This is a genomic window from Streptomyces sp. NPDC045695 (genome assembly GCF_056432025.1).
This window is the reverse complement of sequence record NZ_JBWKJU010000008.1, coordinates 12,682-25,076: the sequence shown is the minus strand read 5'-3', so window position 1 is coordinate 25,076 and position 12,395 is coordinate 12,682. Positions and strand designations below refer to the sequence as shown.

Below are 12,395 nucleotides of genomic sequence, written 5' to 3'. Positions count from 1 at the left end.
TCGGCCCAGTACCTCGACCGCGTGAGCGGTCTCGACCGCGTGAGCGGTCTCGACGGCTTGAGCGGTCTCACCCGCCCCAGCCGCCTCAGCCGCCCCCGTCACCTCAGCCACCCTGGACCACCACCTTGCGCGTCGCGGCCGACTGCAACAGCCGCCCCGCACCCAGCAGTACGCCCGCCCACCCGGCCTGGAACGCCAGCGCCCCGGCCGCGCTCCCGGCCCCCACGTGCTTGCCCAGCAGCACGTCCATCGGGATCTGGAGCATGGCCGCCCACGGCAGGACCCGTACGAACTCACCGAAGCCGCCCGGGAAGACGGTCAGCGGCAGCAGCATCCCCGAGAAGAAGATCGAGACGACGGTGGCCATCATGTTGATCCCGGCCCCGTCCATCAGCCAGAACGCGGCCAGCCCCAGCAGGTAGCGCACCGCGAAGCTCACCACCAGCCCGAGCGTGACGGACACCAGGAACAGCAGCCAGCGCAGCGGATCCGCGGGCAGCGCCAGCCGGAAGGCCAGCGCCCCGGCCACCAGCGGGAACAGACCGCGCCCCAGCAACTGGAAGGCGGCCCGGCCCAGGTCGGCGGCGAGCCACCACATCTGGAGGTCCGCCGGGCGGTAGAGGTCGACGGCGATGTCGCCGGTGCGGACGCGCTCTTGCATCTCCTCCTGGAAGCCGCCCCCGATCAACGCCGCGGCCGCGAGCAGCGACTGACTGACCCACACGAAGGTCAGGGCCTGCGCCTGGTCGTACCCGCCGAGCCCGGGGCGCTCGTCCCACAGCGCGATGTACGTGTACGCGACGATGAATCCGAACGCGGTGTTGGTGAACACCCCGGCCGCCGTCGCGGTCCCGTAGGTGGCGTAGCGCCGGAACCCGCCGGCCGCGACCGCCAGGTAGAGACCCGCTCTCCTGCGCACTTCCTGCCGCACCGTATCCCTCCGTTTCCCACGTCGTTCCTACGTCGGCCAAAGCGCGCGAGCTTAGTGCGGAGGGGCGAGCCACGCGAACGATTTACGCCCGTCCGGAGCGTAATGACCGGTCATCGGGTAGACACCATGAGGTACAGAAGTGGATATTTCGCACGGCGTCGAGGAGCCCTGGAGATGAGCGACCAGTCACCACCCCCGGGCTGGGCCCCTCGCGACCCCGACACGCCCGACGAACCGCCCAGGCCAGCCGGTCCGTCGGAGCCGGGACCCCGTGGCCGGCCGGGCGAACCGGCGGGCGAACCGGCCAAGGCCGGACGGAAGCCCGGCCCCCGGCGGACCGGCTGGCGTCGCGCCCTCCCCACCTGGCGCATGGTCCTGGGTGGTCTGCTGCTCCTCGCCCTGCTGATCGGCGGCGCCCTCGTCGCCGGCTACCTGCTGGTCCACATCCCGCCCGCCAACGCCGCGGCCACCGCCCAGTCCAACGTGTACCTCTACGCCGACGGCTCCCAGCTCGCCCGCGACGGCGAGGTCGACCGCGTCAACGTGCCGCTCTCGCAGATCCCCCGGACCGTCCAGGAGGCCGTACTGGCCGCCGAGGACCGGGACTTCTACTCCGAACGGGCGGTGGACCCCAAAGCGATGATCCGCGCCGCCTGGAACACGGCGACCGGCAAGGGCACCCAATCCGGTTCGACCATCACCCAGCAGTACGTCAAGAACTACTACCTGGGCCAGGAACAGACGATCAAACGCAAGGTCAAGGAGTTCTTCATCGCGATCAAGCTCGGTCGCGAAAAATCGAAGAACTACATCCTCGAGGGCTACCTGAACACCAGCTACTTCGGGCGCAACGCCTACGGCATCCAGGCCGCCTCCCAGGCCTACTACGGCAAGGACGTCGGCAAACTCACCACCGCCGAGGGCGCCTACCTCGCCACCCTCCTCAACTCCCCCAGCGCCTTCGACGTCGTCTCCCACCCCCAGAGCCGCGCCCGCGCCCTCGCCCGCTGGAACTACGTCCTCGACGGCATGGTCAAGAAGGACTGGCTGCCCGCCGCCGAACGCGCCACGACCCGCTTCCCCGAGCCGGGCAAGGTGCGCGCCGCTGCCGGACTCTCGGGCCAGCGCGGCTACCTCGTGGAAGCGATCAAGGACTACATCGTCGACCGCGAGATCCTCGACGACAAGACCCTCGCCGAAGGCGGCTACCGCATCACCACCACCATCGACAAGCGCCGCCAGAACGCCCTCGTCACCGCCGTCGACGACCAGATGATCAGCAAACTCGACCCGGAAGCCCGCCCGGCGGACCGGCTCGTACGCGCCGGCGGCGTCTCCATCGACCCGCTCACCGGCAAGGTCCTCGCCCTGTACGGCGGCATCGACTACACGAAGCAGTACGTCAACAACGCGACCCGCCACGACTACCAGGTCGCCTCCACCTTCAAGCCGTTCGTCTTCACGGCCGCCGTCGAGAACGACGCACGCACCCAGGACGGCCGCCGGATCACCCCGTACACGGTCTACAACGGCGACAACAGGCGCCCCGTCGTCGGCGGCCGGATCCGCTTCAACCCCGAGAACGAGGGCCAGGTCTCGTACGGGAACATCACCGTCAACACCGCCACCGACCTCTCCGTCAACGCCGTCTACGCCCAGATGGCGGTCGACGTCGGCACGGCGAAGGTCAAGCAGACCGCCATCGCCCTCGGCATCCCCGAGAACACCCCGAACTTCGAACCGGTCCCGGCCATGGCGCTCGGCACCCTGCAGGCCAGCGTCCTGGACATGACCCAGGCGTACGCGACCCTCGCCGACCACGGCCGCCTCACCCCGTACACCTTCCTGGAGAAGATCACCAAGGAGGACGACACCATCGGCCTGCCCCAGCGCGCCCCCACCCAGGCCGTCAGCCGCGAGGCCGCCGACACCACCACGTCCATGCTGGTCAGCGTCGTGGACAACGGCACCGGTACGGCGGCACTCGCCGCCGGCCACCCGGCGGCGGGCAAGACCGGCACCGGGGAACTGGACCGCTCGGCCTGGTTCGCCGCGTACACCCCGGACCTGGTCACCGTGGTCGCGATGATGGGCCAGGACCCCGACACCGGAACCCTCCAGTCGCTCTACGGCGCCCTCGGCGAGCGCCGCATCAGCGGGGGCGGCTACCCGGCCCGGATCTGGGCCGCGTACACCAAGACGGCCCTGGAGGGCACCGACCCCGTCGACTTCGAACTGGAACTCCAGCCCGGCGCGGCGCAGCCCCCACCGCCCCCCTCCCCGCAGTTCAGCTTCCCCGAGGAGACCCCCGGCGAGCGCACCGGACCGCCGACGGGACGACCGAACCGGCCCGGGCGGCCGACCCCGACGGGCGGCCAGAACCAAGGGGGACAGGACAACGGCGGCCAGAACCAGGGAGGGCAGGACAACGGCGGCCAGCAGAACGGCGGTCAGGACAACGGCGGTCAGGACAACGGGGGCCAGAACAACGGGGGCCAGGACAACGGCGGCACCACCGAAGGCGATCAGGGCGGTGTCACCTCGGGCACGCAGGGCAGGCAGGGCACGACCGGGACCACCGGTACGAGGGGCACGGGTGGCACGACGGGCGCCCGGGGCACGGACGGCGGGACCGCCGACGGGCCGCGCCCGCCGTCCGCGTTCCTGGAGTGACCGTTGGGATCGGTGTGACCGGCCCCTGAACCGGGTCAGTGACCGGAGGTCGCCTTCAGCCCCACCACGGCGACCAGCAGCAGGCAGATGAAGAAGATCCGGGCGGCGGTGACGGGCTCCCCCAGCACCGCCATACCGAACACGGCCGCGCCGGCGGCGCCGATGCCCACCCACACCCCGTACGCCGTGCCGATGGGCAAGGTCTTCGCGGCGTAGGACAGCAGCACCATGCTCGCCACGATCCCGGCGCCCGTGAACACGCTGGGCCAGAGCCGGGTGAAGCCCTCGGTGAACTTCATGCCGACGGACCAGCCGATCTCCAGCAGACCGGCGAGAAGAAGCAGAACCCAAGCCATGACGGCACCTCCGAGACGTCGAGCGGTACGGGGTGCGTCGTCTTGTCGTTCACCCGGTACGGCGCGTCTCGTCGGGGTTCTCCTCCACCGTAGCAAGGGGCGGACGAAGAGCGGCAGAGGGCAGCGAAAAGGGCCGGTGACCTCCGCCACCAGCCCTCGCCCGTCCGCTTTAAGCCCTCAGCTGCCAGCTCTCAGCTTTCCAGCCGTCAGCTCTCAGCCGTCAGCTCCTGCACCGATCCCGACGGGTCACAGGTAGAGCCCGGTGGAGTCCTTCGACCCCTCCAGCCGCTCGGCGGCCACGGCGTGCAGGTCCCGCTCGCGCATCAGCACGTACGTCGCCCCGCGCACCTCGACCTCCGCCCGGTCCTCGGGGTCGTACAGCACCCGGTCACCGGGCTCGACGCTCCGTACGTTCTGCCCGACCGCGACCACCTCGGCCCAGGCGAGGCGCTTGCCCACCGCCGCCGTCGCCGGAATCAGGATGCCGCCGCCCGAGCGCCGCTCGCCCTCCGGCAGATCGGACTTCACGAGCACGCGGTCGTGCAGCATGCGGATGGGCAGCTTGTCGTGGGTGGTGTTCTCGCTCACCCCAGAAACCTACCTGCCCGCGCCCGCCCCGCCTCGCGGAGGGTCACCCGCGCTTGCGCCGCGCCGACAGGACGAGCACGCCGATCACGCCGACCGCGAGCAGCACGACCGGCACGATCCGCTCGGGACGCGGGCTCCCGTCCTCGTGACGCAGGCCGTCCGACACGTCCGTGACGAGACGGTTCACCGTGGCGAAGGCCCGGCCGGCGGTGTGGTCCACCGTCGAGACGACCCTGGCCTTCGCGTCCCCCATGACCGTCTTCGGGTGCATGCGCACGCCGATCTCGTCGAGCGTCTCGGCGAGCTGCTCGCGGCGGCGGACGATGTCCGCTTCGATCTGTTCGGGGGTCCTGGCTTCGGGCACCGCGCTGCCTCCGTCGTCGTGGTCCGGTGGGGGGTAGTCCCCCGTGAACAGCTGTCAGCTTAGTCTCGACCCGTACCGATCCCCTCTTGAGGAGACTGTCCAGATGAGCGAGCGACTTCAGCCGGGCGACACCGCCCCCGCCTTCACCCTGCCCGACGCGGACGGCAACGAGGTCTCGCTCGCCGACCACAAGGGCCGCAAGGTGATCGTGTACTTCTACCCCACCGCGCTGACGCCCGGCTGCACGAAGCAGGCCTGCGATTTCACGGACAACCTGGACGTTCTGGCCACGGCCGGATACGACGTCATCGGCGTGTCGCCGGACAAGCCGGAGAAGCTGGCGAAGTTCCGCGAGCAGGAGCACCTGAAGGTCACGCTGGTCAGCGACCCGGAGAAGGAGACGCTGACCGCCTACGGCGCGTACGGCGAGAAGAAGCTGTACGGCAAGACGGTGACCGGCGTCATCCGCTCCACGGTGGTCGTGGACGAGGAGGGCAAGGTCGAGCGCGCCTTCTACAACGTCAAGGCCACGGGCCACGTAGCCAAGATCATCAAAGACCTGGGCGTCTAACCCCGCCCCATCTTCCCAGTGACCCGCACCGAACCCGGTGCGGGTCACTCCGCTTATCGGACGAAACTGCCCGTTACCGTCCGCCGATGGACCCGTTACTCCGTACGAGGGCCGCACGCGCGGCCGGGAGGGGTGGGCACATGAGCAACCCGTACGACCGGGCGACTCTGGCTGCGGCCACGTCCGAAGCTCGTGGCTGGGCCGATCTGATGAGACGGCTCGGACTGCAAGAGAGCGGCGGCCAGCGACGGGTGCTCCAGCAGAAGGTCGCCGCATGCGAAATCGACACCGGTCACTTCAAGCAGCGGAGCCCCTGGCGCAGGTACTCCGACGAGGCCATCACCGCAGCGGCTGCCACGTCGACCACACTCCGAGAAGTCGCAGAGAAACTCGGGGCACCACCGGCCACAGGAACCCTGTCCCATCTGGCCAAGCGCATCACCGCCCTGGGGATCGACGTCAGGCACTTCCCCGGGATGAACCGGGCCGCGGTCGACCTGCCTTTCAGCACGGCGGAACTCCGCGCGGCAGCCATGTCCGCAGACAGCATCAGAGGCGTGGCCCGCGCACTGGGGGTGCCGGACGACAGTCGCTCTCGACAGGCACTCGGCCGCATGCTGCGCGAGCGCGGCGTCGACACGACGCACTTCCGCAACGCCCGCCCGGTCCTTGCCGACGAGCCCCTCCGCGCAGCCGTGGCGGAGGCAACGAGCTATGCGGACGTCATGCGGGCCCTGGAGCTGGAAGTCAACGACACGAATCACCGTCGAGTTCGACGCCACGTGGCGCGACTCGGCCTCGACACCTCGCACTTCACACGGCGCGCCTGGAGCAAGACGCCCCCTCGCCAACCTAGGTCCACCGCACCGAGCACACTCGTCGTCCTCCCCGAGGGATCGCCCCGCACGAACCGGGCTCGACTGCATCGGGCCTTGCAGGAGACCGGCCGCCCGTACGGCTGCGTCATGTGCGGGAACAACGGCGAATGGCTTGGTCAACCGATCACTCTCCAGATTGACCACATCAGCGGAAACTGGCTGGACAACCGTCCCGAAAACCTCCGCTACGTCTGCCCCAACTGCCACTCCCTGACGGACACGTGGTGCCGCAAGCGCCGCCCCAACCCTGTCGCCCCCTCGGCCACTGCCCCCGTAGACTGAGCGCAGCCCAGACGGGCTCAACGTCCGAATTGGGCACAATGTCGCGGTTGTGGTGGAATTGGCAGTCACGCTGGGTTTAGGTCCCAGTGGGGTAAAACCCGTGGGGGTTCGAGTCCCCCCAACCGCACGTCGACGCAGAAGGACCGGACGCAGCCGCGTCCGGTCCTTCTGCGTGCCAGGGGTCGGGCGGGGTCGGACCGGGTCGGCCCGGGTCAGCCCAGGAGCTCTCGGACCACCGGGATCAGGGCGCGGAAGGCCTGGCCGCGGTGGGAGATCGCGTTCTTCTCCGCCGGGGTGAGCTCCGCGCAGGTGCGGGTCTCGCCCAGCGGCTGGAGGATCGGGTCGTAGCCGAAGCCGCCCGCGCCGGAGGGGGTGTGGCGCAGGGTGCCGAGGAGGCGGCCCTCGACGACGCGTTCGGTGCCGTCCGGGAGGGCCAGGGCCGCCGCGCAGAAGAAGTGGGCGCCGCGGTGTTCCGGACCGATGTCGGCGAGCTGCGCCAGCAGGAGGTCCAGGTTGGCCTTGTCGTCGCCGTGGGCGCCGGCCCAGCGGGCCGAGAAGATGCCCGGGGCGCCGTTCATGACGTCCACGCACAGGCCGGAGTCGTCGGCGACCGCCGGGAGGCCGGTGGCCCGGGCCAGGGCGTGGGCCTTGAGGAGGGCGTTCTCGGCGAAGGTGACGCCGGTCTCCTTGACGTCCGGGATCTCCGGGTACGCGTCCGCGCCGACCAGCTGGTGCGGCAGGCCGGCGGCGGACAGGATGGCGTGGAGCTCGGCGATCTTGCCCGCGTTGCGGGTGGCCAGGATCAGGCGGCTGGGCGTGGGCTCGGGCGTGGAGGTCATGCGCCCATTATTTCCCGCTCCCCGGCCCGCCTGACGTCCCGCTCCCCGGCCCGCCCGGCGTCCCGCTCTCCGGCCGGCCGACCGTCCGGGTCTTCCCGCGTCAGCCCGGGGTGCAGACCTTGGAGATCTCGGTCGCCGCGTCCGCGACGGGCTTGATGTCCGGGGTGGGATTGCCCTGTTCGATGGCGGTGCGGACGTTCTTGACCGCCGTGTTCATCGAGGTGATGGCCTTGCCCAGGTCGGCGTTGTCCGTCTGGTCGCCGATCTTCTTCAGGTTCGACTCGATCTGGTTGAGCGCGTTCTGGGCGTCCTGCGGGCTGTTACCGGCCTGGGAGACCGCCTGCTGGAGGTCGTTGGCGCCGTCCGTGATGGCCACCGCCGTGTTCGCGCAGTCCATCGCCGTGGAGATCGCGTCGCAGGCGGTGAGGGCCGGGACGGTGAGGGCGGCGGCCATGGCCACGGCCACTATGCGGAGCTTCATCTTCGGGTCCCCCAAGGGCTTCGGTACGTGGACGGGCGCACGGCTGTGACGCCGTGCGCCCGTACCCTGCCAGACGCGGATCCGCGCGCCTACAGTTCCAGCGCGCTGAGCTGGATGGCTTCCAGGTCCGCGCAGCCGCCGGCCGCGAGGTCGAGGAGCGCGTTGAGTTCCTTGCGGTCGAAGGGCTCGCCCTCGGCGGTGCCCTGGACCTCGACGAAGCGGCCGTCGCCGGTGCAGACCACGTTCATGTCGGTCTCGGCCCGTACGTCCTCCTCGTAGCAGAGGTCGAGGAGCGGTTCGCCGTCGACGATGCCGACGCTGACGGCGGCGACGGTGCCGGTGAGGGGCTTGCGGCCGGCCTTGATCAGCTTCTTCCGCTGGCCCCAGGCGACGGCGTCGGCGAGGGCGACGTAGGCGCCGGTGATGGCGGCGGTGCGGGTGCCGCCGTCGGCCTGGAGGACGTCGCAGTCCAGGACGATGGTGTTCTCGCCGAGGGCCTTGTAGTCGATGACGGCGCGCAGCGAGCGGCCGATGAGGCGGGAGATCTCGTGGGTGCGGCCGCCGATCTTGCCGCGGACGGATTCGCGGTCGCCGCGGGTGTTGGTGGAGCGGGGCAGCATCGAGTACTCGGAGGTGACCCAGCCTTCGCCGCTGCCCTTGCGCCAGCGCGGGACGCCTTCGGTGAAGGAGGCGGTGCAGAAGACTTTGGTGTCTCCGAAGGAGATGAGGACGGAGCCCTCGGCGTGCTTGCTCCAGCCGCGTTCGATGGTGACCGGGCGGAGCTGTTCGGGCGTACGGCCGTCAATGCGAGACATGCTCCGAGCCTAGTCCCTGCGGGCCGGGCGCCATGACCCAGTAAGAAGACCGGGCCCTACGAGAAGACCCCGCCCCGGGGTGCGTCCGGGACGGGGTCCGCTGGTGGATCACAGGGGCCCGGGGGTCGGGCCGGAACGATCCGGAAGGGACGGGCTATTGGGCCCGGATCACATCATGTCTTCGATGTCGGCGGCGATCGGGTCGGCGTCGGTGCCGATGACGACCTGGATCGCGGTGCCCATCTTGACGACGCCGTGGGCGCCGGCGGCCTTGAGGGCGGCTTCGTCGACCAGGGACGGGTCGACGACCTCGGTGCGCAGGCGGGTGATGCAGCCCTCGACCTCTTCGATGTTCTCGATGCCGCCGAGCCCGGCGACGATCTTCTCAGCCTTGGTGGCCATGTGTTTCTCCCTGGGTGTTTCGAAGAACGTGTCTCGGCGGTCGGTCCGTGGAGGCCCACCCGCGCGGTCCGCTTCTGCACGGTAACGCACGGTTGGCCCCCCTACGCGAGCGCATGACCGGTCTCTGTCGAATGATGACGATCAGCAGCAACCCGCCCGTAACTGGTCTACACCAGTGTGCCGCAACGGGTTGCGGCAGCCAAAAACGGGGCCGGTCAGGGAGGACGCCGATGAGCGCGAGCAGCGCCGCAGCAGAGCCACGGCAGAAGTGGTGGAACGGCATGTTCCAGGGGCTGCAGAAGATGGGGCGCAGCCTCCAGCTGCCGATCGCCGTCCTGCCCGCGGCCGGCATCCTCAACCGCCTCGGGCAGCCCGACGTCTTCGGCGTGGACGGCCTGGGCTGGACGAACGTCGCCAAGGTCATCGCCGGGGCGGGCGGCGCCCTGCTCAACGCCGATCTCGGGCTGCCGCTCCTCTTCTGCGTCGGCGTCGCGATCGGCATGGCGAAGAAGGCCGACGGCTCGACCGCGCTCGCCGCGGTGGTGGGGTTCCTCGTCTACCGGGCCGTGCTGCACGCGTTCCCGAAGGCGTGCCCGGACGGGACCAAGGACATCAAGGGCGGCTGCCTCGGGCAGGACGACGCCTTCGCGGAGTACACGTTCCAGAATCCGGGGGTGTTCGGCGGCATCGTCATGGGTCTGCTGGCCGCCTGGTTCTGGCAGCGCTACCACCGGGTGAAGCTGGTGGACTGGCTCGGCTTCTTCAACGGCCGTCGGCTCGTCCCGATCATCATGGCCTTCGTCGCCATCGCGTTCGCCGTGGTGTGCCTGTGGATCTGGCCGCCGATCGGTGACGCGCTGGAGAGCTTCTCCGACTGGCTGGTGGGGCTGGGCGCCTGGGGCGCGGGCATCTTCGGCGTGGCGAACCGCGCGCTGCTGGTGATCGGCCTGCACCAGTTCCTGAACGTGCCGGTCTGGTTCCAGTTCGGCAGCTTCACCAAGCCGGACGGCCAGGTGGTCCACGGTGACATCAACATGTTCCTGAGCGGCGACCCGCAGGCCGGTCAGTTCCTCTCCGGCTTCTTCCCGATCATGATGTTCGCCCTCCCGGCGGCGGCGCTGGCGATCACGCACTGCGCGAAGCCGCAGCGGCGCAAGGAGGTCGGCGGCCTGATGCTGTCCGTCGGCCTGACCTCCTTCGTCACCGGCATCACCGAGCCGATCGAGTACTCCTTCCTCTTCGTGGCGCCCGCGCTGTACGTGGTCCACGCGCTGCTGACGGGGGTGTCGATGGCGGTGACGTGGGCGCTGGGGGTGAAGGACGGCTTCAGCTTCTCCGCGGGCCTGATCGACTACGTCATCAACTGGGGGCTGGCCACCAAGCCCTGGCTGATCATCCCGATCGGCCTGTGTTTCGCGGTCGTCTACTACGCGGTGTTCCGCTTCGCGATCACGAAGTTCGACATTCCGACGCCCGGCCGGGAGTCGGACGAGGAGATCGCGGCCATGCAGGCGGAGACCACCAAGGCCTGACCCTCCCACGCCCGAGCCACCCGGCGCAGGGCGCAACAGGCGTACGACGCCGGGCCTTTGGGGCCCGTCGGCCGTGGCCCCCGGATCCGGGATCCGGGGGCCACCGGCATGCCCGCGGGCCCCGGCGCCCCGCACTCGGGGCCGCCGCGTGCGGATGTGGCGTAGACCACAGGAAATCGAAGGTTCCTTATCTAACGCCGACCGTGTTACAACTGGTCTACACCACGCATTGGTGTAGACCACGCGGGCCTGTCTGAGCCCGCGTACCCCCAAACCCGAGACGTCGCCCGTCCCCCGTTTCCCCCTGGCGTCGCCTTGCCCACTGGAGGAAGTTGTGTCCACGGCTACCGCACCCGCGGCCGAAAAGAAGAAGGGCGCTGGCGTGATGGCCGTCATGCAGCGCATCGGCCGGAGTCTCATGCTCCCCGTCGCCGTGCTGCCTGCCGCCGCACTCCTGGTTCGCCTGGGCGACAAGGACATGCTGGGCTCGGCCTCGATGCCGGAGTTCATCAACAAGATCGCCGGCTACATGGCTGCCGGCGGTGGCGCGATCCTCGACAACATGGCGCTGCTGTTCGCCGTGGGCATCGCGATCGGATTCGCCAAGAAGTCGGACGGTTCCACCGCCCTCGCCGCCGTCACCGGCTACCTGGTCTTCAAGAGCGTCCTCGCCACGTTCACCGACTCCAACCTGCCCAAGATCGCCAAGGCCGTCGACGGCAAGGTGGTCATGGTGGAAGCGCCCGTGGACGCCAAGGTGCTCGGCGGTGTCGTCATGGGAATCGTGGTCGCCCTCCTCTACCAGAAGTTCTACCGGACCAAGCTGCCGGAGTGGGCGGGCTTCTTCGGTGGCCGCCGCCTGGTCCCGATCCTCTCCGCCTTCGCCGGCCTGGTGATCGGCATCGTCTTCGGTCTGATCTGGCCGGTCCTCGGCACCGGTCTGCACAACCTGGGTGAGTGGCTGGTCGGCTCCGGCGCGGTCGGCGCGGGCATCTTCGGTGTGGCCAACCGTGCGCTGATCCCGGTCGGCATGCACCACCTGCTCAACTCCTTCCCGTGGTTCCAGGCCGGCGAGTTCGAGGGCAAGAGCGGCGACATCTCCCGCTTCCTCGCCGGTGACCCCACCGCCGGGCAGTTCATGACCGGCTTCTTCCCGATCATGATGTTCGCCCTTCCCGCGGCCTGCCTCGCGATCGTGCACTGCGCCCGCCCCGAGCGCCGCAAGGTCGTCGGCGGCATGATGTTCTCCCTCGCGCTCACCTCCTTCGTCACCGGTGTGACCGAGCCGATCGAGTTCACCTTCATGTTCATCGCCCCGGTGCTGTACGCGGTTCACGCGGTCCTGACCGGTGTGTCCATGGCCCTGACCTGGGCCCTCGGCATGAAGGACGGATTCGGCTTCTCCGCCGGAGCCATCGACTACCTGCTGAACCTCGGCAAGGCGACGAACCCGTTCGGCCTGGCACTGGTCGGCCTGTGCTTCGCGGTGGTCTACTACGCCGTCTTCCGCTTCGCGATCATCAAGTGGAACCTCCCCACCCCGGGCCGCGAGTCCGACGAGGAGCTCGCCGAGCTGGCGAAGGCCGAGGCCAAGTAAGCCCGCCCGTACGCACGGCGAAGCCCCCGCTCTCCCGGAAGGGAGGGACGGGGGCTTCGCCGTACGTCCAGTACGTCCAGTACGCG

13 protein-coding genes, 1 tRNA gene and 1 riboswitch are annotated in these 12,395 nt (G+C 69.6%); of the genes, 6 read left to right on the top strand and 8 right to left on the bottom strand.

All coding sequences use genetic code 11. From position 1 onward, the window contains the following. Positions 1-103 precede the first annotated feature (103 nt). Entirely contained in the window at positions 104-931 is an 828-nt protein-coding gene (locus AC07DU_RS16180; protein WP_479111912.1) for an ABC transporter permease, read from the bottom strand. 174 nt (positions 932-1,105) lie between these two features. Between AC07DU_RS16180 and AC07DU_RS16175 the strand changes: the two genes are divergently transcribed. Further along, on the top strand, positions 1,106-3,604 hold the full coding sequence (locus AC07DU_RS16175) for a transglycosylase domain-containing protein (protein ID WP_479111910.1): 2,499 nt from the start codon (positions 1,106-1,108) through the stop codon (positions 3,602-3,604). A 35-nt stretch (positions 3,605-3,639) separates the two neighbouring features. Here the strand turns inward: AC07DU_RS16175 and AC07DU_RS16170 are convergent, their stop codons facing one another. The 3 genes from AC07DU_RS16170 to AC07DU_RS16160 form a co-directional block, all read right to left on the bottom strand. Next, positions 3,640-3,960 carry a DMT family transporter gene (locus AC07DU_RS16170; protein WP_360900480.1) on the bottom strand — a complete coding sequence of 107 codons (321 nt, stop codon included), beginning with the start codon at positions 3,958-3,960 and terminating at the stop codon, positions 3,640-3,642. Between the two features lie 31 nt (positions 3,961-3,991). Beyond that, positions 3,992-4,064, bottom strand: a riboswitch (guanidine-III (ykkC-III) riboswitch). 142 nt (positions 4,065-4,206) lie between these two features. Then, positions 4,207-4,548, bottom strand: coding sequence for a GroES family chaperonin (locus AC07DU_RS16165; protein ID WP_030239046.1), 342 nt, complete (start codon positions 4,546-4,548; stop codon positions 4,207-4,209). Between the two features lie 43 nt (positions 4,549-4,591). After that, a complete protein-coding gene (locus tag AC07DU_RS16160) occupies positions 4,592-4,912 on the bottom strand; it encodes a DUF3618 domain-containing protein (protein WP_360900484.1) in 321 nt (106 codons plus the stop codon). A gap of 103 nt (positions 4,913-5,015) precedes the next feature. Between AC07DU_RS16160 and bcp the strand changes: the two genes are divergently transcribed. The 3 genes from bcp to AC07DU_RS16145 all read left to right on the top strand — a co-directional run bounded on the left by bcp (position 5,016) and on the right by AC07DU_RS16145 (position 6,770). Next, positions 5,016-5,483 (top strand): thioredoxin-dependent thiol peroxidase, encoded by a 468-nt coding sequence (bcp, locus tag AC07DU_RS16155; RefSeq protein ID WP_479035693.1) that lies wholly within the window; start codon positions 5,016-5,018, stop codon positions 5,481-5,483. Positions 5,484-5,623: 140 nt separating this feature from the next. Next, a complete protein-coding gene (locus AC07DU_RS16150) occupies positions 5,624-6,643 on the top strand; it encodes an HNH endonuclease signature motif containing protein (RefSeq protein WP_479111908.1) in 1,020 nt (339 codons plus the stop codon). Positions 6,644-6,686: 43 nt separating this feature from the next. Further along, a tRNA-Leu gene (locus tag AC07DU_RS16145) sits at positions 6,687-6,770 on the top strand. Positions 6,771-6,855: 85 nt separating this feature from the next. On the opposite strand, the gene rdgB is transcribed toward AC07DU_RS16145, so the two are convergent. The 4 genes from rdgB to AC07DU_RS16125 all read right to left on the bottom strand — a co-directional run bounded on the left by rdgB (position 6,856) and on the right by AC07DU_RS16125 (position 9,270). Beyond that, positions 6,856-7,482: an RdgB/HAM1 family non-canonical purine NTP pyrophosphatase gene (gene rdgB / locus AC07DU_RS16140; protein ID WP_479035698.1), complete on the bottom strand. Its 627-nt coding sequence runs from the start codon at positions 7,480-7,482 to the stop codon at positions 6,856-6,858. A 100-nt stretch (positions 7,483-7,582) separates the two neighbouring features. Beyond that, complete coding sequence (locus AC07DU_RS16135) at positions 7,583-7,963, bottom strand: hypothetical protein (protein WP_360900498.1); 381 nt, start codon at positions 7,961-7,963, stop codon at positions 7,583-7,585. Positions 7,964-8,052: 89 nt separating this feature from the next. Next, entirely contained in the window at positions 8,053-8,778 is a 726-nt protein-coding gene (gene rph / locus AC07DU_RS16130) for a ribonuclease PH (protein ID WP_479111906.1), read from the bottom strand. 168 nt (positions 8,779-8,946) lie between these two features. After that, positions 8,947-9,270 carry a PTS sugar transporter subunit IIB gene (locus tag AC07DU_RS16125; RefSeq protein ID WP_360900504.1) on the bottom strand — a complete coding sequence of 108 codons (324 nt, stop codon included), beginning with the start codon at positions 9,268-9,270 and terminating at the stop codon, positions 8,947-8,949. Positions 9,271-9,410: 140 nt separating this feature from the next. Between AC07DU_RS16125 and AC07DU_RS16120 the strand changes: the two genes are divergently transcribed. Beyond that, entirely contained in the window at positions 9,411-10,712 is a 1,302-nt protein-coding gene (locus tag AC07DU_RS16120) for a PTS transporter subunit EIIC (RefSeq protein ID WP_479035703.1), read from the top strand. A 385-nt stretch (positions 10,713-11,097) separates the two neighbouring features. Beyond that, on the top strand, positions 11,098-12,309 hold the full coding sequence (locus AC07DU_RS16115; protein WP_360900553.1) for a PTS transporter subunit EIIC: 1,212 nt from the start codon (positions 11,098-11,100) through the stop codon (positions 12,307-12,309). Positions 12,310-12,395 lie beyond the last annotated feature (86 nt).

Coding starts and splice junctions, on each gene's coding strand:
- AC07DU_RS16150 (WP_479111908.1), top strand. CDS start 5,624: ATGAGCAACCCGTACGACCGGGCGACTCTGGCTGCGGCCACGTCCGAA.
- AC07DU_RS16120 (WP_479035703.1), top strand. CDS start 9,411: ATGAGCGCGAGCAGCGCCGCAGCAGAGCCACGGCAGAAGTGGTGGAAC.
- rph (WP_479111906.1), bottom strand. CDS start 8,778: ATGTCTCGCATTGACGGCCGTACGCCCGAACAGCTCCGCCCGGTCACC.
- AC07DU_RS16175 (WP_479111910.1), top strand. CDS start 1,106: ATGAGCGACCAGTCACCACCCCCGGGCTGGGCCCCTCGCGACCCCGAC.
- bcp (WP_479035693.1), top strand. CDS start 5,016: ATGAGCGAGCGACTTCAGCCGGGCGACACCGCCCCCGCCTTCACCCTG.
- AC07DU_RS16170 (WP_360900480.1), bottom strand. CDS start 3,960: ATGGCTTGGGTTCTGCTTCTTCTCGCCGGTCTGCTGGAGATCGGCTGG.
- AC07DU_RS16115 (WP_360900553.1), top strand. CDS start 11,098: ATGGCCGTCATGCAGCGCATCGGCCGGAGTCTCATGCTCCCCGTCGCC.
- rdgB (WP_479035698.1), bottom strand. CDS start 7,482: ATGACCTCCACGCCCGAGCCCACGCCCAGCCGCCTGATCCTGGCCACC.
- AC07DU_RS16135 (WP_360900498.1), bottom strand. CDS start 7,963: ATGAAGCTCCGCATAGTGGCCGTGGCCATGGCCGCCGCCCTCACCGTC.